The sequence below is a fragment of the Burkholderia sp. AU15512 genome (genome assembly GCF_002223325.1).
Lineage (GTDB): Bacteria > Pseudomonadota > Gammaproteobacteria > Burkholderiales > Burkholderiaceae > Burkholderia.
This window is the reverse complement of the sequence record NZ_NKEX01000006.1, coordinates 2,553,173-2,569,915: the sequence shown is the minus strand read 5'-3', so window position 1 is coordinate 2,569,915 and position 16,743 is coordinate 2,553,173. Positions and strand designations below refer to the sequence as shown.

General features: G+C 67.6%; 15 protein-coding genes. 11 read left to right on the top strand and 4 right to left on the bottom strand.

The window, feature by feature from the left end:
* The first annotated feature begins 415 nt into the window (after window positions 1-415).
* The 4 genes from CFB43_RS30930 to CFB43_RS30915 all read left to right on the top strand — a co-directional run bounded on the left by CFB43_RS30930 (window position 416) and on the right by CFB43_RS30915 (window position 4,798).
* Window positions 416-1,006 (top strand): class I SAM-dependent methyltransferase, encoded by a 591-nt coding sequence (locus CFB43_RS30930; RefSeq protein ID WP_089497878.1) that lies wholly within the window; start codon window positions 416-418, stop codon window positions 1,004-1,006.
* A 154-nt stretch (window positions 1,007-1,160) separates the two neighbouring features.
* The gene (locus CFB43_RS30925; protein ID WP_089498200.1) at window positions 1,161-2,597 is read left to right on the top strand and encodes an alkaline phosphatase; all 1,437 of its coding nucleotides are present in this window, start codon (window positions 1,161-1,163) and stop codon (window positions 2,595-2,597) included.
* Between the two features lie 32 nt (window positions 2,598-2,629).
* Window positions 2,630-4,021, top strand: a complete 1,392-nt coding sequence (locus CFB43_RS30920; RefSeq protein WP_089497877.1) for an alkaline phosphatase — start codon at window positions 2,630-2,632, stop codon at window positions 4,019-4,021.
* A 33-nt stretch (window positions 4,022-4,054) separates the two neighbouring features.
* On the top strand, window positions 4,055-4,798 hold the full coding sequence (locus CFB43_RS30915; RefSeq protein ID WP_089497876.1) for a hypothetical protein: 744 nt from the start codon (window positions 4,055-4,057) through the stop codon (window positions 4,796-4,798).
* Window positions 4,799-4,919: 121 nt separating this feature from the next.
* Here CFB43_RS30915 and CFB43_RS30910 read toward each other — a convergent pair whose 3' ends face one another.
* The 3 genes from CFB43_RS30910 to CFB43_RS30900 form a co-directional block, all read right to left on the bottom strand.
* Window positions 4,920-6,059, bottom strand: coding sequence for an acyltransferase family protein (locus tag CFB43_RS30910; RefSeq protein WP_089497875.1), 1,140 nt, complete (start codon window positions 6,057-6,059; stop codon window positions 4,920-4,922).
* Window positions 6,056-6,865, bottom strand: a complete 810-nt coding sequence (gene blaOXA, locus CFB43_RS30905; RefSeq protein ID WP_089497874.1) for an OXA-1043 family class D beta-lactamase — start codon at window positions 6,863-6,865, stop codon at window positions 6,056-6,058. The genes CFB43_RS30910 and blaOXA overlap by 4 nt, the downstream gene beginning before the upstream one ends.
* Window positions 6,866-7,190: 325 nt before the next feature.
* Window positions 7,191-8,342 carry a porin gene (locus tag CFB43_RS30900; protein ID WP_089497873.1) on the bottom strand — a complete coding sequence of 384 codons (1,152 nt, stop codon included), beginning with the start codon at window positions 8,340-8,342 and terminating at the stop codon, window positions 7,191-7,193.
* Window positions 8,343-8,914: 572 nt separating this feature from the next.
* Between CFB43_RS30900 and CFB43_RS30895 the strand changes: the two genes are divergently transcribed.
* The 3 genes from CFB43_RS30895 to CFB43_RS30885 all read left to right on the top strand — a co-directional run bounded on the left by CFB43_RS30895 (window position 8,915) and on the right by CFB43_RS30885 (window position 11,823).
* A complete protein-coding gene (locus CFB43_RS30895) occupies window positions 8,915-9,952 on the top strand; it encodes an ABC transporter substrate-binding protein (protein WP_089497872.1) in 1,038 nt (345 codons plus the stop codon).
* 69 nt (window positions 9,953-10,021) lie between these two features.
* On the top strand, window positions 10,022-10,987 hold the full coding sequence (locus CFB43_RS30890) for an ABC transporter permease (RefSeq protein ID WP_089497871.1): 966 nt from the start codon (window positions 10,022-10,024) through the stop codon (window positions 10,985-10,987).
* A 14-nt stretch (window positions 10,988-11,001) separates the two neighbouring features.
* Complete coding sequence (locus tag CFB43_RS30885) at window positions 11,002-11,823, top strand: quaternary amine ABC transporter ATP-binding protein (protein WP_089457455.1); 822 nt, start codon at window positions 11,002-11,004, stop codon at window positions 11,821-11,823.
* Window positions 11,824-11,975: 152 nt separating this feature from the next.
* Here the strand turns inward: CFB43_RS30885 and CFB43_RS30880 are convergent, their stop codons facing one another.
* The gene (locus CFB43_RS30880) at window positions 11,976-12,908 is read right to left on the bottom strand and encodes an MBL fold metallo-hydrolase (RefSeq protein WP_089428486.1); all 933 of its coding nucleotides are present in this window, start codon (window positions 12,906-12,908) and stop codon (window positions 11,976-11,978) included.
* Between the two features lie 651 nt (window positions 12,909-13,559).
* Here CFB43_RS30880 and CFB43_RS38100 point away from each other — a divergent pair.
* The 4 genes from CFB43_RS38100 (at window position 13,560) to CFB43_RS30855 (ending at window position 16,743) form a co-directional block, all read left to right on the top strand.
* Complete coding sequence (locus tag CFB43_RS38100) at window positions 13,560-14,018, top strand: hypothetical protein (RefSeq protein ID WP_144023136.1); 459 nt, start codon at window positions 13,560-13,562, stop codon at window positions 14,016-14,018.
* Between the two features lie 64 nt (window positions 14,019-14,082).
* Window positions 14,083-15,327 carry a hypothetical protein gene (locus CFB43_RS38595; RefSeq protein WP_179254927.1) on the top strand — a complete coding sequence of 415 codons (1,245 nt, stop codon included), beginning with the start codon at window positions 14,083-14,085 and terminating at the stop codon, window positions 15,325-15,327.
* Window positions 15,328-15,438: 111 nt separating this feature from the next.
* On the top strand, window positions 15,439-16,047 hold the full coding sequence (locus CFB43_RS39015; RefSeq protein ID WP_226208163.1) for a hypothetical protein: 609 nt from the start codon (window positions 15,439-15,441) through the stop codon (window positions 16,045-16,047).
* A gap of 3 nt (window positions 16,048-16,050) precedes the next feature.
* Window positions 16,051-16,743: a C39 family peptidase gene (locus CFB43_RS30855; protein ID WP_089497867.1), complete on the top strand. Its 693-nt coding sequence runs from the start codon at window positions 16,051-16,053 to the stop codon at window positions 16,741-16,743.

The following is a 16,743-nucleotide window of genomic DNA, read 5'->3' as shown; positions in this document are numbered from 1 at the left end:
GAAGTTTCGCGGCGCGACGAGGACGACGAAGGCTTGCCGTTCGCGGACGTCCTGACGCGCTCGACGCGTTGAACGAGCGGGCATGTCGACCGCCGACGACCTCGCCGCGATCGAGACCGCACTGCAGCAAATCGGGATCGTCGGCGAGCGCTATCCGGCGCACTTCCAGCAGCGCATGGACCGCTGACCGGGCGCGCCAGCTGATCCGGCACGAATTGATCAGGCAAATCAGGGTCAATCTTCACGTCAGCTTAAGTTTGCGTTTCCTAGAATCGATTGACACGTCGCGTGTACAGCGACGGACCGATTCGCTTAGGAGGAGGATGCGCATGAACCCAACCCGTGTCGCCGTAGCCCCGTTCCGCGCGGTCATCGGCACGCCGCCGCTGGCCGCGCAAGCGCCGGAGGCCCGCCGATGATGTGGCCGAACGCGTGGCGTGTCTCGGCACTGTTCGTGCGCGAGTGGGTCGGCCGTCCGGCCGCGGTGGGCGCGTTGTGCCCGAGTTCGCGGCAGCTGGCGCGCGAAATGGCCGACGCGGTGCCGGACGGCGACGGGCTGGTCGTCGAGCTCGGCGGCGGCACCGGCGCGATCACCGCGGCGTTGCTCGAACGCGGTGTCGCGCCGCGGCGGCTCGTGGTGGTCGAGCGTTCGCCGGCGTTCGTCCAGCATCTGCGGCGACGCTTTCCGGGCATCTCGATCGTGTCGGGCGACGCGCGGCAGCTCGAGCGGCTGCTGCCGCCCGATGCACGCGTCGACGCGATCGTGTCGTGCCTGCCGCTGCGCACGCTGCCGCGTCAGGACGTGACGGCCATCATCGACCAGTGCCATCGCGTGCTGTCCGCCGACGGCGTGATGATCCAGTTCACGTACGACCTGCGGCCGCCCGGCCGTCATCCGCTCGGCGATTCGGCATTCGTTGCCTGCGGCAGCCGGATCGTGTGGGCAAACATACCGCCTGCGCGCATCGTGACCGTGCGCAGCCTCACCGCCGAACACGCGGAATGACGTCGCCTCCCAAGGGGCGCTCGATCGTGGCGCCTCGCTCTAGCCTTTCATAAATCCTTCTGATCCTTCCAATTTCCATTCATATTGCCGTCACATCAGGTTCCTACCATCGCCTTTCATTTCGAAAGCATCAATGGCGGGGGGAACCGGCAACATGAATCGAATCAAACTGGCGGCGCTGCTGTGCGCGGGCGCCTTTGCACTGGCCGGATGCGGCAGCGACGACGGCCCGACCGGCAGCACGTCGCCCGCGCCCGTGCAGGCGGCGGCGCGCAACGTGATCTTCTTCCTCGGCGACGGCATGGGGATCACGACGTTGACGGCCGCACGCATCTACGCGGTCGGTGAAGACGGCGCGCTCACGATCGATACGCTGCCCGAAACCGCGTTCGTGAAGACCTATTCCAACGATGCGCAGGTGACGGACAGCGCGCCCTCGATGTCGGCGTACATGACCGGCGTCAAGACCAACAACGAAGTGATCTCGATGTCGCCCGACACGAAGGCGATCGAGCCGACCGCGAGCCTCACCGGCAACTGCGGTGCGAACAACGGCAAATCGGCGACGACGCTGCTCGAGATCGCGAAGGCGCAGGGGCTGGCCACCGGTGTCGTGACGACCACGCGCGTCACGCATGCCACGCCGGCGGCAACGTATGCGCACGTGTGCCATCGCGACGCCGAGAACGACATCGCCGCGCAGCTCGTGCCGGGCGGCGCGGGCTACAACGGCGCGCTGGGCGACGGCGTCGACGTCGTGCTCGGCGGCGGCACGCAATTCTTCGTGCCGAAGGACGGCGGCGGCAAGCGTACCGACGGGCGCAACCTGGTCAACGAGCTGAAGGCGAAGGGCTATGCGGTCGCGCAAAACCGCGACGACCTGCTGGCCGCGGATGCGACGAAGGGCGGCAAGCTGGTCGGCCTGTTCGCGTCGAGCCACCTGAGCTACGACCTCGATCGCGGCGCGACGAAGGAGCCGAGCCTCGCCGACATGGCGACGCGCGCGCTCGACGTGCTGCAGAAGAACCCGAACGGCTATTTCCTGATGGTCGAAGGCGGCCGGATCGACCACGCGCTGCACGACACCAATGCGAAGCGCGCGCTGCAGGATACGGTCGCGTTCGACAACGCGATCAAGGCCACGATCGACAAGGTGCGCAAGACCGATCCCGACCTGAAGAACACGCTGATCGTCGTCACGGCCGACCACGACCACACGCTGGTGCTGAACGGCTATGCGGCGCGCACCGGCAAGACCGAGGCGGGCAAGCCCGGCGTGCTCGGCGTGCTGCGCAGCTACCAGACCGGCGCGGTCGCGAAGGATGCGGACGGCGCGCCGTACACGATCATCGGCTTCGGCAACGGCGAGAACCGCGTGCAGGGCAGCCGAGCGGGCACCACGCTCACCGACGCGGTGACGGGCGCCGACGACTATCGCCAGGAGGCGGTCGTGCGCATGGACAAGGGCAACGAGACGCACGGCGGCACCGATGTGTTCCTCGGTGCGATCGGCCGCGGCGCGGATGCGTTCCACGGCGTGATCGAGAACAACAAGGTGTTCGAGCTGGTGCGCAACGCGGTGCAGCTGTGAGCGCCGACCATACGGGTACAGGGGAATACAGGATGTCGACCATCAAGTGCATCGCGGCGGCGCTGGCCGTCGCGGGTTTCGCGTGCGGCGCGGCGCAGGCCGCCGGCCAGGCGAAGAACGTGATTTTCTTTCTCGGCGACGGCATGGGGCCGACGACCGTGACGGCGAGCCGGATCTACAAGGTCGGTGAGTCGGGACAACTGACGATGGAGAAGCTGGCCCGCACCGCGCGTGTCAAGACCTTCTCGAACGACGCGCAGACGACCGACAGCGCACCGTCGATGGCCGCGTACATGACCGGCGTGAAGATGAACAACGAAGTGCTGTCGATGTCGTCCGACACGCGCGCGGTCGCGCCGGGCAGCGACGCCAACGGCAACAAGACGGTCAACAACTGCGCGCCGGGCAACGGCCAGCCGGTCGCGACGCTGCTGGAGCTCGCGAAGGCGCGCGGCAAGGCGGTGGGTGCGATCACGACGACCGAACTCACGCACGCGACGCCCGCCGCGACCTATTCGCACATCTGCCATCGCGATGCGCAGTACGACATCGCCGCGCAGGCGGCGCCGGGCGGCGCGGGCTACAACGCGGCGCTCGGCGACGGCGTCGACGTGCTGATGGGCGGCGGCCGCAACCACTGGACGCCGTTCGATCCGGTGGCGAACAAGCGCGGCCGCGCGGACGGGCGCAACCTGCTGGGCGAGATGAAGGCGAAGGGCTACACGGTCGTCGCGACCCGCGATCAGCTCGCGCAGGCCGGCAACGGCAAGCTGGTCGGTCTCTTCAGTTCGACGAGCCATCTCGAGTACGAACTCGACCGTGTCGCGGGCAAGGGCGAAGGGCCGACGCAGCCGAGCCTCGCCGAGATGACGTCGAAGGCGATCGACGTGCTGTCTAAGAATTCGAACGGCTATTTCCTGATGGTCGAGGGCGGCCGGATCGATCACGCGCTGCACGGCACCAACGCGAAGCGCGCGCTGGAGGACACGGCGGCGTTCGACGAAGCGATCCGCGTCGCGCTGTCGAAGGTCGACCTGTCGAACACGCTGATCGTCGTGACGGCCGACCACGACCACACGATGACGATCAACGGCTATTCGAAGCGCGGCAACCCGATTCTCGACATCAGCCGCAACTATCGCGACGGCCAGCCGAGCAAGGACGCCGACGGCAACACCTACACGACGCTCGTGTTCGGCAACGGCGCAAACCGGCCGAACGTGCGCGCGTCGGTCGATTCGGCCACCGCGACGAACGAAGCGTATCTGCAGGAAGTCGGCGTGCGGATGGGCAGCGCGGGCTCGGAGACGCACGGCGGCGGCGACGTGATGCTGTTCGCCGACGGCGCGGACGCGAAGGCGTTCAAGGGCACGATCGACAACACGAAGGTGTTCGGTCTCGTGCGCTCGGCGTTCGGTTTCTGAATCCGTTGACTTCATGAGGAACGGGAACGCCCGATGAAACGTCAGCTTCTCTGCGCGCTCGCTTGCGGGTGGGTTGCGCTGCCGGCCCTTGCAGCGGCCGATCTCGACGCCGTGCTGCTGCACGAGAGCCGCACGGTGACGGCCGATGGCGTGACGCGCACGACGATGTATCGCGAACGGATGGTGCGGCGCGACGGGCATGTGTGGGTCGAACGCGTGCTGCCCGTCGCGGCGGCCGGCGGTCATGGCGACGATCACGACCATGATCACGACGCGAGCGGTCGCACCGGCGTGCAGCCGGCCGCCGCCCACGCGGGCCACGCGGGCCACAAGCATTTCAACTTCCAGGCAGCCGCGCGGCATGTGACGTACGACGGCAAGACGGCGCGCATCGAGTACGTGGACGCGGCGCACCGGACGGTCGTCAGCGTGCCGCCGGCCGAGTACGAAACCACGGGCTTCGACGGCTCGTGGGACAACGCGTACTACGTCACGCCGCCGTCGCAGTTGAAGCGGCTCGCGGCGGCGAAGCGCGGCGACGCGCCCGGCACCCGCTGGTACGAACAGGCGGTCGACACGCCCGGCGCGCGCGGCGTGAACCGGATCCTGTGGAGCGAGACGCTGCAGGCGCCGCTGTCGGTCGAATACCGGAGCGCCGACGGGCGCGTGGTGCGCAAGCTGACGCTGACACCGGCGCCGGCCGCGCGGCGCGAGACGTTGCCGTGGCAAACGCTCGCCAGCTATACGCGCAAGGAATACGCAGATTATCTCGACTGATCGGCGAATTCGACCATCTGTACGCGGGGCTTGCGGTCAGGCCAGCCGGTATCGTCAAGCGATGCGGCCGGGCCCTGGCCGATTTTTTTGCGGCTGGCCGGCAGCCATTGCCGATGACACGCTAGAAGCGCGCACCGTCCGGCACGCGCGTTGAAGGCCGCGACGCGACGCGCTTGATGAAACGGTCGAGCGGTGTCGCATAGCCGCGCGCGATCGCCGCGCTCAGTGCCGCCGACAACACCAGATACGCAATCAGCAACAGCAGCTTCGTGTCGCCGTGCGTGGCCGACGGCGGCCAGACCGTGCGCAGCCCGCCGAGCACGATCAGGTGGAACAGGTACAGCTCGTAGCTCAGCTTGCCGGCGCGGCCCAGCGGCGCGAGCAGGCGGCCGTGCACGCGCTCGCCGCTGACGTGCGCACCGATCAGCAGCACGGCCGTGCCGAGCGCCATCGCGGTGACGCCGGCGACATGGCTTTCCGCAATCGGCCAGGCGAGATAGAGCGCGGCCATCGCCGCCGCGACGGGCCATTGCACGAACGGCGCGGCCAGCCGCTGCCCGTTCACGCGTTCGGCCAGCAACGCGGTGCAGCAGCCGATCGCGATCCCGTCGAACGACGCGAAGTACGCATAGAGGAACCCGCCTTCGTCGCCGGCATGCGTGAAGCGGTACACGGGTCCGATCGCGGCGATGACCACCCAGAACGCGACCAGCCGTGCATCGCGGCGCAGCGCGATGCACAGCAGCGGGAACGACAGATAGAACACCTCTTCGACCGACAGCGACCACAGCACACCGAGCGCGTAGTTGACCCACCCGTATGCGCCGATCAGCACGTTCATCCAGAACGTCAGCGACGCGAGGTTCACGAGCCAGAACGACACGGCGATGCCCTCCGGCGCATGGTTCTGGAAGATCGGCACGCCGGCCGCCGCGAGACCGTTGACGAGCGCGAGCAGCAGGAGCAGGCACGGGACGATGCGCGCGAGACGCGACACGTAGAACGCACGCACGTCGACCGCGCCGAGGCTACCCCAGCGGCGGCGCGCATTCGACGTGATCAGATAGCCGGAGATCACGAAGAACATCGTCACGCCGTAGTTGCCGTTGCGCGCGATCGCATGCACGGCATCCCAACCGAATACGCGTGAGAGCGACGTGTCGCGCAGCGAGTAGGGGATGTTGAAGTGGTGCAGCAGGACGAGCATGATCGACACGCCGCGCAGCAGGTCGATCCGCGCGTTGCGCGGGCCGGTGCTCATTGCGGCCTGCCCGGTTCGGCGAGGGCCGGCAATGTTGCCAGGAACGTATCGCGTGCGCGCAGACCGGCGTTCGGCGTCTGCCGCTCGTCGTCCTGGATCAGGTACGCGAACGCGACCTTGCGCGGCCCCTTGGCCGCCCAGCCGACGAACCAGCCGTACGCGTGCGACGCATCGTACTTGCGCCCCGGCGACCCGGTGCCCGTCTTGCCATGCACGATCCAGCCGCCGGGCTGCGTATCGATCAGCGTGATGCGCTCGGTCATGTCGAACGCGTGTGCGCTGACAGGCAGCGTCCGGTTCGCGATCTTGCGCATGAAGGCGACCTGCTCGAGCGGCGAGATGCGCAGCGACGCGTTGACCCATGCGCCCATCACGCCGTTCAGTTCGCCCGCTGGACTGGTCGCGTCTTCGTTGCCGTAGCCGAAGGCGGTCGTGTACTGCTGGAAGCGCGCCTGCCCGAGCGCCTGCGTGACCTGCTGCGAGTACCAGAAGATCGACAGCTTCATCCAGCGCGCCGGATCGGTCGGCGCGCGCCACGGTGCGCCGCCCCAGTCGGGGTAGCCGGCGTGGAAGTCGAGCGTCGGGGAGTGTGCGTCTTTCAACACACCCGCATCGAAGCCCATCAGGCTGATGGCGACCTTGAACGTCGACGCCGGCGTCACGCGGGTCGCGCAGTCGCCTTGCTGCACGAGCATCCGGCCGGTGGCGGCATCGGCGACGACGGTGCAGATCGGGCGGGCATCGGAAGTCGCGGCGGCCAGGAGGCCGGCGGCGAAGGTGAACAGCGCGCGGCGCCAGTGCTTCAAGTGACACTCCTTCGGGGATGGGCGGCAAGCGCGCGGTGCGGGCGGACAGCGGCGGGCCGTGCGCAAGGAAGGCGGCCGGCATCGGGGATCGTGGGGATGGCGGCCGTCGCGGAAGCACACAGTGTATCGGCGTATGGTCGTTCGTTGACCTGTCACGGTTGACGGGACAAGCGCACGCTTTCTACCAATGCCGGCGACATCGGCCGGTCGCGCGTTGCGACGAACCACGAAAAAACCCGCCGGCAGGCTGGCGCTTGCGGGCGGGCAAAGACACCTCGGGCAGACCCGCGCGGGTGTCGCGTGAAGAACGGAGAACCGGGTTACATCAGAACTTGTGGCGCAGCGCGACGCGCACGGCCACCTGGTTCGACGTCGACGACGGCGCGTCGGTACCGGGGATGAACGCGTTGTCGAGGATCGAGTTCGTCTTGTCGCCGGCGATGTGCTGGTACGCGGCCTGCACGTACACGTCAGTGCGCTTCGACAGGTTGTAGTCGGCCATCAGCCCGGCCGAGTGGATCTTCGGCTTCGCGTTGCCGGTCGACGCGTCGTACTTCTCGAGCGACAGCACGTACTGCGCGCCGACCATGAACGCCGGCGTGACCTGGTACGAACCGTTCACCTCGAAGTTCTGGTACTTGATCGCGCTGACCGTCGCGCCCGGGGCGATGATCGCGCCCGGCGTGCCGAGGTAGCCGTTGCCGGTCGGGTTCTTGTAGTTCGAGTTCGTGTACGCGAAGCCGACCGTCGCCGGGCCGAACGTGTAGTTGATGCCCGCGCCGAACACGCGCATGCGCTCGGCGATGTAGCTCGCGTCGTTCGCGGTGATCGCGCCGGCCGAGCCGTTGCCCGGATGGTTCGCCTGCAGGTACGCGGCGCCGATCAGCAGGCCGTTGTTCTGGTACTGCGCGCCGAAGCTGTACGCGCGGTTGTCCGAGAAGCTCGTGCTGTTGCTGAAGCTGTATGCGCCGCCGAACTGGAAGCCGCCGAAGTTCGGGCTCGCGTACTTCACCGTGTTGTCGAGGCGGAACGAGTTGTCGGTGTTGTCGTTGTCGAACGGGTGCGCGAGCAGGTAGCCGCCCCAGTTGCCGTTGGCCGTGGTCGGCGCGAGATAGTCGACGACGGAGTCGTACTGGCGGCCGAACGTCAGCGTGCCGTACTGCGCCTGGCTCAGGCCGACGTACGCCTGGCGGCCGAACATGCGGCCGCCCTGGTTGAGCCGGCCGCTGTTCACGTCGAAGCCGTTCTCGAGCTGGAAGATCGCCTTCATGCCGCCGCCGAGATCCTCGCTGCCCTTCAGGCCCCAGCGGCTGCCCTGCGCGTAGCCGCTCGCCATCTCGTAGACGTGGCCGGTGCCGACGTTGTTCGTGTAGTTCAGGCCTTCGTCGATCACGCCGTACAGCGTGACGCTGCTTTGCGCGAACACGGGGGCCGCGAAGGTTGCCGTTACGGCGAGCGCCGTCAGGGTCTTTTTCATTGAGAGATCTCCGGGATATCCAGCTGGTATCGGTTGTCGTGAGCGCGCCCGGCGTGGCGCGCCCCGTCATCCGGGGCGACCCGATGCAGCGCGCGCGGCGCCGGGTCGCGCAACGCGCGGCGGCGCGGCAACCGGCAGCGTCGGGTCGTGTCTCCTCCGATGACACCGCGCATTCTTCCCAAGCCGGCACGGAACCGAAAGCGAGTAATTTCGATGGATGGGATCGGGTTCGCCAATGGGGTCGCGACCGCCCGTTTCGACAGTCGAAACGGGGCGCGGCGTGCCGCGCTGCAACGCCGGCCGCGCAACGGCCGAACGCGGGGGCGGCGCGGCCCGCGCCGGGCCTTTCACGGGCTCGGAGAATCGGCCGAGAGGCCCGTCCGGCGGGCCTGGCAGGGGTGCCGGAAGATCGATTGACGCCGCCGATTGCAATGATCGGAATTACTCGTTTCCCTAAACAAATTGGCGGCTGAAACATGCAGGCTGACCGGACGTGGATGCGTTCACGCTTCGCCGGTCGCCGCGCACGCCGCGACGCACAAACAACAGATTCGATTTGGAGACGACCCACCATGCAGATTCGACGACTGAAAACGGTCCTTCTCGCCGCCGCGGCGATCCTGTCCGCGCCTGCCGCCCATGCGGCCGGCGGCGCGTGCACCGACGGCAAGACGGTCCATTTCGCGGGCATCACGTGGGAAAGCGGGTCGTTCGCGACCGAGGTGCTGCGGCAGATCATGGAGAAGGGCTATGGCTGCAAGACGGACGTCGTGCCGGGCAGCACGGCCGCCACCGAAACGGCGCTCGCGCGCAACGACCTGCAGATCTGGGCCGAGCAGTGGACGGGCCGCAGCGAGATCACCGCGAAGGCCGTCTCGTCGGGCGCCGTGAAGCTGATCGGCGACACGCTGCCGGGCGGCACGACGGAAGGCTGGTTCGTGCCCGACTACGTGGTGAAGGGCGATCCGGCGCGCAACATCAAGCCGGTCGCGCCGGGGCTCGTGTCGGTCGACGATCTGCCGAAGTACAAGCAGGTGTTCGCCGACGAGGAGGAGCCGGACAAGGGCCGCTTCCTGAACTGCCCGACGGGCTGGGACTGCGAGCGCGTGAACACGCGCCTCTTGCGCGTGCTGAAGCTCGACCAGTCGTACACGAACTTCCACCCGGGCACGGGTGCTGCGCTCGACGCGGCGATCGCGTCCGCGTACCAGCGCGGCGCGCCGATCGTGTTCTATTACTGGGGCCCGGCCGCGCTGATGGCGAAATACAAGTTCACCGCGCTGAAGATGCCGGCCTATAACGAAGCCTGCTGGAAGACGTTGCGCGACGAGAGCAGCACGCACCAGTGCGCGTCGTCGTACATGGTGTCGCGGCTGACGGTCGGCGTGTCGAAGCCGTTCGCCGAGGCGAACCCCGATCTCGTCGGCGTGTTCGGCAAGGTGCGTTTCCCGATGGACTTCCTGAACCAGACGATCCTCGAGATGACCACGAAGAAGATCGACGGCGCGGCGATGGCCACGCAGTTCCTGAAGACCCGCCAGGACATGTGGAAGCAGTGGGTGCCGGCCGACGTCGCGCAGAAGATCGCCGGCAGCCTGAAGGGCGCGTAACCTGCGCGCGGCGGCGGGCCCGCGCCCGCCGCCGCCGTCACGCGCCTTCGCGGCGCGACGGAGAATCAAATGAACGGCTTCTTTCCGCACCTGTCGATCGCCGACTGGGTGAACAGCGCGCTCGAGACGTTCGTCGCGCAATACGGCGACGGCTTCCATCACTTCAGCGTGCTGGTGCTGCGCTACCTGCTCGTGCCGCTCGAAGGCGCGCTGCGCGTGGCGCCGCCGTGGCTCGTGCTGCTGGTGGTCGGCGCGATCGCGTGGAACGCGACGCGCCGCATCGGCCTCGGCGCGCTCTTCATGCTGCTGCTTTACGCGATCGGCTGCTTCGGCCTGTGGGACAAGCTGATGCAGACGCTCGCGCTGATGCTCGTCGCGACGGTGCTGTCGGTCGCGATCGGCGTGCCGGTCGGCATCCTCGCGTCGCGCAGCGCGTGGCTGCGGCGGATGCTGCTGCCGGTGCTCGACGTGATGCAGACGCTGCCGAGCTTCGTGTACCTGATCCCGGTGCTGATGCTGTTCGGCCTCGGCAAGGTGCCCGCGATCCTCGCGACGATCATCTATGCGCTGCCGCCGCTGATCCGCCTGACCGATCTCGGCATCCGCCAGGTCGATCCGGACGTGACGGAAGCCGCGCGCGCATTCGGCACGACGCGCTGGCAACTGCTCGTCAACGTGCAGTTGCCGCTCGCCCGGCCGAGCATCATGGCCGGCATCAACCAGACGACGATGATGGCGCTGTCGATGGTCGTGATCGCGTCGATGATCGGCTCGCGCGGGCTTGGCGAGGACGTGCTCGCGGGCATCCAGACGCTCGACGTCGGCAAGGGCACGCAGGCCGGCCTCGCGATCGTGATTCTCGCGATCGTGATCGACCGGATCAGCCAGGGCTTCGGCCAGGAGCGCCGCGCCCGGCGGCGGCTCGCGCGGCAGCGCCGGCAGAAGGGTGCGTCGCGCGTGCCGTACCGGCTGCCGCGCAAGGCGCAGTCGGCGGGCGTCGATTCGAATCAGGCGACGCAGTCGTCGCGGGCATAGGAACGGAGACAGACATGGCGACCATCGACGTCAAACACGTGTACAAGCTGTTCGGGCCGCAGGCCGCGCATGCGCGCGTGCTCGACCTGCTGCGCGCGGGCAAGCGCAAGGCCGACGTGCTGGCCGAAACGGGCTGCAACGTCGGGCTCAACGACGTGAGCCTCGGCATCGAGTCGGGCGAGATCTTCGTGATCATGGGGCTGTCGGGCTCGGGGAAATCGACGCTCGTGCGGCACTTCAACCGGCTGATCGAGCCGACGGCCGGCGAGATCGTGATCGACGGCCGCGACGTGATCAAGCTCGACGCACACGGGCTGCGCGAGCTGCGCCGCTTCAAGGTCAGCATGGTGTTCCAGAACTTCGGGCTGCTGCCGCACCAGACCGTGCTCGACAACGCCGCGTATGCGCTGCGCACGCGCGGCGAGAAGCGGCACGATGCGGCCGAGGCCGCGCGCAACTGGCTGACGAAGGTCGGGCTCGACGGCTATGGCGATCATTACCCGGACGAGCTGTCGGGCGGGATGCGGCAGCGTGTCGGGCTCGCGCGCGCGCTGGCGGCCGATACCGACGTGCTGCTGATGGACGAGGCGTTTTCCGCGCTCGATCCGCTGATTCGTACCGAGATGCAGGATCAGCTGCTCGAGCTGCAGGCGACGCTTGCGAAGACGATCGTGTTCATCACGCACGATCTGGACGAAGCGCTGCGCATCGGCGACCGGATCGCGATTTTGCGCGACGGCACGCTCGTGCAGGTCGGGACGCCGGACGACATCCTGTCGCGGCCGGCGGATGATTATGTCCGGCGGTTCGTGGAGAAGCGCACGAGCGTGAATTGACGGGAGCATGAAGAACGGCACGCCGCGACGGGCAGCGTGTTTTTTTCGGCGCCACGGCGACGACACGTGATCGTCCACGAAAAGCCGCCGCGAGTCTCGTGGACACGCGGCGGTTGCGTCGTGATCGTCGAGCGCCGATCCTTGACCAGTAATCAGTAATCCCACAGAACCGGCACGAACCGGAATCCGTCGCCGTTCCTGGCGATATGACCGATGGACGGAAACGCGACGTGCGCGGCGGCCAGCAGCGCGCCGGTCTCGGCGGCTTCATTGAACAGCGCGATACGCACGGCGGCAGCCGTTTCAGGATCGTGCTCGAAGCCGTTTTGCCACTCGGGATGATCGAAGTTGACTTCGAAGATCGCATCGCCCGCGAACGTCAGCTTCTCGCCGTTCGATGCGATGTCCACGACGCAGTGCCCGGGCGTGTGCCCGCCCGTCACGCGCGCCGACACGCCTGCGGCGACTTCCACGGTCTGGTCGAACTGGACGATGTTTTCGCCGTAGAGCGTCACGAACTTCTCGGCTGCCTTGCGCAGGGCCGGCGGCACCGTTTCGGGCATCACCGTCTTGCTGAAGTCCGGATTTTTCCAGAACGCCACTTCCGCGGCCGATACGTGAATGCGCACGTCCGGCCGCAGCTTGGCCTTGACGCCGTCGACGTTCAGCCCGCCGACGTGATCCATGTGCATATGGGTAATCACGATATCGGTGAGCGCGGACAAATCGATGCCGGCCGATTCCAGACGCATCACCGACTTCCCGGCGCGCGTGAAGTACTCGAAGCCGTCGCCCACGCCGGAGTCGATCAGGATCAGGCGTTCGCCGCTGCGCACGAGCGCGATGTTCAGCGCCCAGTCGAACATGTCGCGTTGCAGGAAACGGCCGTCGAACCAGGCATTGCGGTCCGCTTCGCTCACGTTGGTGGACATGGTGGAGGTCGGCAGCGGCAGAATGCCGTCGCTGATCAGCACGACGTCGACGTCACCCACGCGGACGGCGTAGCGGGACGGCACGAGTTCGCCGGAACCTGGCTTGCCGAGGTCGGAGATAACCGGCTGAACATTGCGGGTGGTTTCGCTCATCATCAATAGTCCTATTCATCAAGTGGGGTAAGTCGCACTGCAGGGTGCGGTTCACGAGCACGACCACGAATTTCGCGCGTTTCGCTTCGCTCGCCTTTCAACCGGGCGTGAGAAGGATTGTAGTCAGGGGGATGAAAGGCGGAAGCACCGCGAGCGCACACATCATGTTGTTCGACCGGCAACAATCGACGACGGGCGGGAAGCGATGGGCAAGGCGACGGGCGGATGGGTCGACGTGCCGTTCATCGACCGAGACGCTTCATTTCCGCAGACGGTTGCGTGGTGGCTGCACGCCGTGTATGAGGTAATTCGGCCGGACGCGCATGCGCTTGCGACCGGGACGTCCCTGTGAAACGTGAAGCGGCCTGCCGACCCGCGGCCGCTACTTCGTGCCGAGCACGCAAGCGAGCGGATGCGACGGTACGCCGTTGCGATGGACGGCAGCCGACGCCCGGCGTCGGTCATGAGGCGAGCCAGCGTGTCGGGCAGGTGCGCATCGTACGGCGCGCGCTCGATGTCGCGTCCGGTAATCGCGGCGATGCCACTGCGTCTGACGACGCGACGCAGTTCGCCCAGGCCGTTGGGTTCCGTGCGCTGCACCGCAGCGGGACGTGCATCGCCATTCCTTCGCGTCCGCCGGCCGGAATCCTCATGCCAATCGATCACCCGATCCGCGCGTGCCGGCGCTACCCGCTGACGGGCGCCGAAGAAAAAAGGCGACCTATCACATTCGAAACATTTCTGAATGGCGCTTTATCGGGGTTTTTAACGCCTCGGCGGAATGAATTCGCGCGCGTCCTTGCCGGGGCGAGGGTTTGCGATCGAGATCGAATATCCGGCACGACAGGCCAACCCGAATGCGGCCCCAACGGCAATCTCAAAAATGAAACATCGCGCATTTGCCGTGCCCGCGCCGGCCTGATCGGCAAGCCCTTGAATGCAAACGGGAAAGGCATCTGCGCATCGCGGACGCCGCGGTATCGTGCGGCTCCGCACGTTTCAGCGTTGAAACACGCGTGGCGTGCCGAAGTCGCGCGGGGCTGGCCATGTCGCGTGAAAAATCCCACGGTCTGTTTGTATTCGGGCCGCCTGGCGGCGTGGCATCGCTGATGCGTGATGTCGTCCGGATTGGTGCGGTCGGCCAAGCCGTTCCTCGTTACTTCAGGAGGATTTCATGCGTAAGACTTTATTGGCGTCCGCTGCGCTTCTCGCCCTGGGATGCAGCGGCTACGCGATGGCGAATCCATGCAGCAGCAATGCCAGTTCGACGTGCAGCCAGAAAGCGGATGACGGATCGAACACGCTCAGCAATTCGGTCAGCTCAAGCCAGACCAGCACCACCGGGTCCAATGCAAATGAAGTCTCGCCTGGCGCGAGCGTCTATCAGGATTCCTACAACAGCACCAAGATCGTCGCGATCAGCAAACTCGACGGGTACGTGAGCAATGTCCAGGTCTGGGGCATTGGCAACAACGCGACCAATTCGGGCAGCGCGGCCGGCGGAAGCGGTGGCAAGGGCGGCAATGGCTACGGCTACGGCGGCGCGGGCGGTAACGGCGGCGGCGGCGGTGCGGGCGGCGGCGGCGGGAAAGGCGGCAGCGCGCATAACGGCAGCGCCACGGCAGGCAACGCCAGCAACGGCAGCGCGACGGCCGGCACCGGCAACGGCGGTGGCGGCGGAACCGGCGGTTCGCCCGACGCCAGCGGCGGGGCCGGCGGCAAGGCCACGGCGAGCGGCGGCTATGGCTCCGGCAAGGGCGGCGGCGCCATCGCGGCTTCGGTCGGCGTAGGCGGCTCCGGCACGGGCGCCGGCACCGGCTGGGGCGGCGGCACCGGCACGGCCGATGCCGGTTCCGCATGGGCCAAGAATCATGGCAGCGGAAGCGCGTCGGCATCGGCCGGCAGCGGCACCGGTACGGGCACGGGCACCGGCAGCGGTTCGGGTAGCGGCACGGGCGGCGCAGGGTCGGCAGGCACGTCGACGGCTTCGGGCGGATCGGGCTCGGGTACCGGCGGCAGTGGTGCGGCCGCGGGCGGCACCGGCGGCGCGGCGACGGCCGCGGCGGGCAACGGCGGAGCCGGCGGCGCGGGCACGGGCGGCGGCGCGGCGAACGGCGGCGCGACGACGACGGCCAGCAACGGCAGCGCGACCGCGGGTAGCGGCGCGGTGGGCGCGATGGGCGGAGCCGGCGGCGCAGGCGGCGCGGGCAACGGCGGCGTCGGTAACGGCGCGGTCGGCGGCGCGGGTGGCGCAGGCGGGGCCAATACGGTCAACGCGGGGACATTCAACATGTCCAACGCAATGGCGAGCGTTGGCCAGACCGCGGCGGGCATCATGGTCGCCAACCAGAACAGCGGCATGGCGTCGCTCGTTCAGCAGGCCGTGACTGTGCAGGCGAACCTGTCGGTCGGACGTTAGAACGGCCGGCTGGTCCCGGCGAGCCGGATGCGTCGACGCGGGCGCAGGCGTTCCCGCGGCTCGCGTTCCATCGCCAAGGGACTGGCGCGCCGGCAAGGGCGGGATGGCCGAATGGCCGTCTCGCTCTCGTCGGCGCAGGCCGGGCCGATTTCCGTCGATCGACGGTCACGCGGATTCGGCTCCCCGTGCGCCCGGTTCGTGCCGGTTCGCGCAGGGACCAAGGAGACAGCCATGCGAATCCGAACGGCACTTTCGCAGGTGATATTGCCCGCAGCGCTGCTGCCGGGCCTGACGGCCCATGCCATGGCCGATGAGGCGCGAACTGTCGCGGTGGAGTCCGCCGCCGGCGTTGCGCCGGGCGCTGCCCCTTCCCCATCCGCCGCACGCACGGATCAGGCTGATCCGGCCGCGACCGTCTCACCCCCGGCGGCGGCGACACCCTCCGCGACGGGCGCCGCGGCCGCGCCAGCGGCCAGCTTCGGCGTCGCGATGACGCCCGACCAGCTCGACGAGCATCGGGGCGGCGATGCGCTGATCGGCCAGAACTATCTGACCGGCACGGTGGCCGACAACGTCGCGAACCGGGTGTCGACCGGCTCGAATGCGATCACCGACGGCTCGTTCGCCAATGCGAGCGGCCTGCCGACGGTCATCCAGAATACCGGCGCGAACGTGCTGATCCAGAACGCGACGGTGCTCAACGTGCGCTTCGGGAATTGAGCGATGAGACAGGTTGCCGCCGCGTGCATCGTGGCGCTCGCGTACGCGCTATCCGGCACGGCTGCATCGGCGGACGAGATGACGATCGTCGATCCGGCGGGCGCCGGTTATGCGATGCACGTCACGAGTCTCAAGGAAGCGCGGTTCAAGCGCACCGTCAAGCAGCAGTTCGATTTCAGCTGCGGGTCGGCCGCTGTCGCGACGCTGCTGACTTATCAGTATGACTATCCGATGACCGAGCAGACCGCCTTCGCCCAGATGTGGGAGAACGGCAATCAGGAGAAGATCCGCCAGCAGGGCTTCTCGCTGCTCGACATCCGGCGTTTTCTGGACGCGCACGGCTTCGTCGCGGATGGCTTCGAGTTGCCGTTGCAGACGCTTGCGAAGACGCACACGCCGGCGATCGTGTTGATCACCGAACACGGCTATCACCATTTCGTGGTCGTGAAGGGGCTGCGTGACGGGCGTGTGCTCGTCGGCGATCCGGCCACCGGCACGCGGCCGATGTCGCTGGCGAGTTTCGAGCAGAAGTGGGAAGACCATGTGATTTTCGTGATCCACAACCGGCCCGAGCGGGCGGTGTTCAACGATCCGCGGGACTGGCGCGTTGCGCCGAGCGCGCCGCTCTACACCGGCATTGCCCGCGACGGCCTGTACAACGTCGTGATGCCGAAGCACGGCCCGAGCGACTTTTGA

What these genes read in the sequence shown, in the direction of transcription:
- CFB43_RS30920 (WP_089497877.1), top strand. Translation starts at nt 2,630, where the DNA reads ATGTCGACCATCAAGTGCATCGCGGCGGCGCTGGCCGTCGCGGGTTTC.
- CFB43_RS39015 (WP_226208163.1), top strand. Translation starts at nt 15,439, where the DNA reads ATGGCCGTCTCGCTCTCGTCGGCGCAGGCCGGGCCGATTTCCGTCGAT.
- CFB43_RS38595 (WP_179254927.1), top strand. Translation starts at nt 14,083, where the DNA reads ATGCGTAAGACTTTATTGGCGTCCGCTGCGCTTCTCGCCCTGGGATGC.
- CFB43_RS30895 (WP_089497872.1), top strand. Translation starts at nt 8,915, where the DNA reads ATGCAGATTCGACGACTGAAAACGGTCCTTCTCGCCGCCGCGGCGATC.
- CFB43_RS30915 (WP_089497876.1), top strand. Translation starts at nt 4,055, where the DNA reads ATGAAACGTCAGCTTCTCTGCGCGCTCGCTTGCGGGTGGGTTGCGCTG.
- CFB43_RS38100 (WP_144023136.1), top strand. Translation starts at nt 13,560, where the DNA reads ATGCCAATCGATCACCCGATCCGCGCGTGCCGGCGCTACCCGCTGACG.
- CFB43_RS30890 (WP_089497871.1), top strand. Translation starts at nt 10,022, where the DNA reads ATGAACGGCTTCTTTCCGCACCTGTCGATCGCCGACTGGGTGAACAGC.
- CFB43_RS30855 (WP_089497867.1), top strand. Translation starts at nt 16,051, where the DNA reads ATGAGACAGGTTGCCGCCGCGTGCATCGTGGCGCTCGCGTACGCGCTA.
- CFB43_RS30930 (WP_089497878.1), top strand. Translation starts at nt 416, where the DNA reads ATGATGTGGCCGAACGCGTGGCGTGTCTCGGCACTGTTCGTGCGCGAG.
- CFB43_RS30910 (WP_089497875.1), bottom strand. Translation starts at nt 6,059, where the DNA reads ATGAGCACCGGCCCGCGCAACGCGCGGATCGACCTGCTGCGCGGCGTG.
- CFB43_RS30900 (WP_089497873.1), bottom strand. Translation starts at nt 8,342, where the DNA reads ATGAAAAAGACCCTGACGGCGCTCGCCGTAACGGCAACCTTCGCGGCC.
- CFB43_RS30885 (WP_089457455.1), top strand. Translation starts at nt 11,002, where the DNA reads ATGGCGACCATCGACGTCAAACACGTGTACAAGCTGTTCGGGCCGCAG.
- CFB43_RS30925 (WP_089498200.1), top strand. Translation starts at nt 1,161, where the DNA reads ATGAATCGAATCAAACTGGCGGCGCTGCTGTGCGCGGGCGCCTTTGCA.
- CFB43_RS30880 (WP_089428486.1), bottom strand. Translation starts at nt 12,908, where the DNA reads ATGAGCGAAACCACCCGCAATGTTCAGCCGGTTATCTCCGACCTCGGC.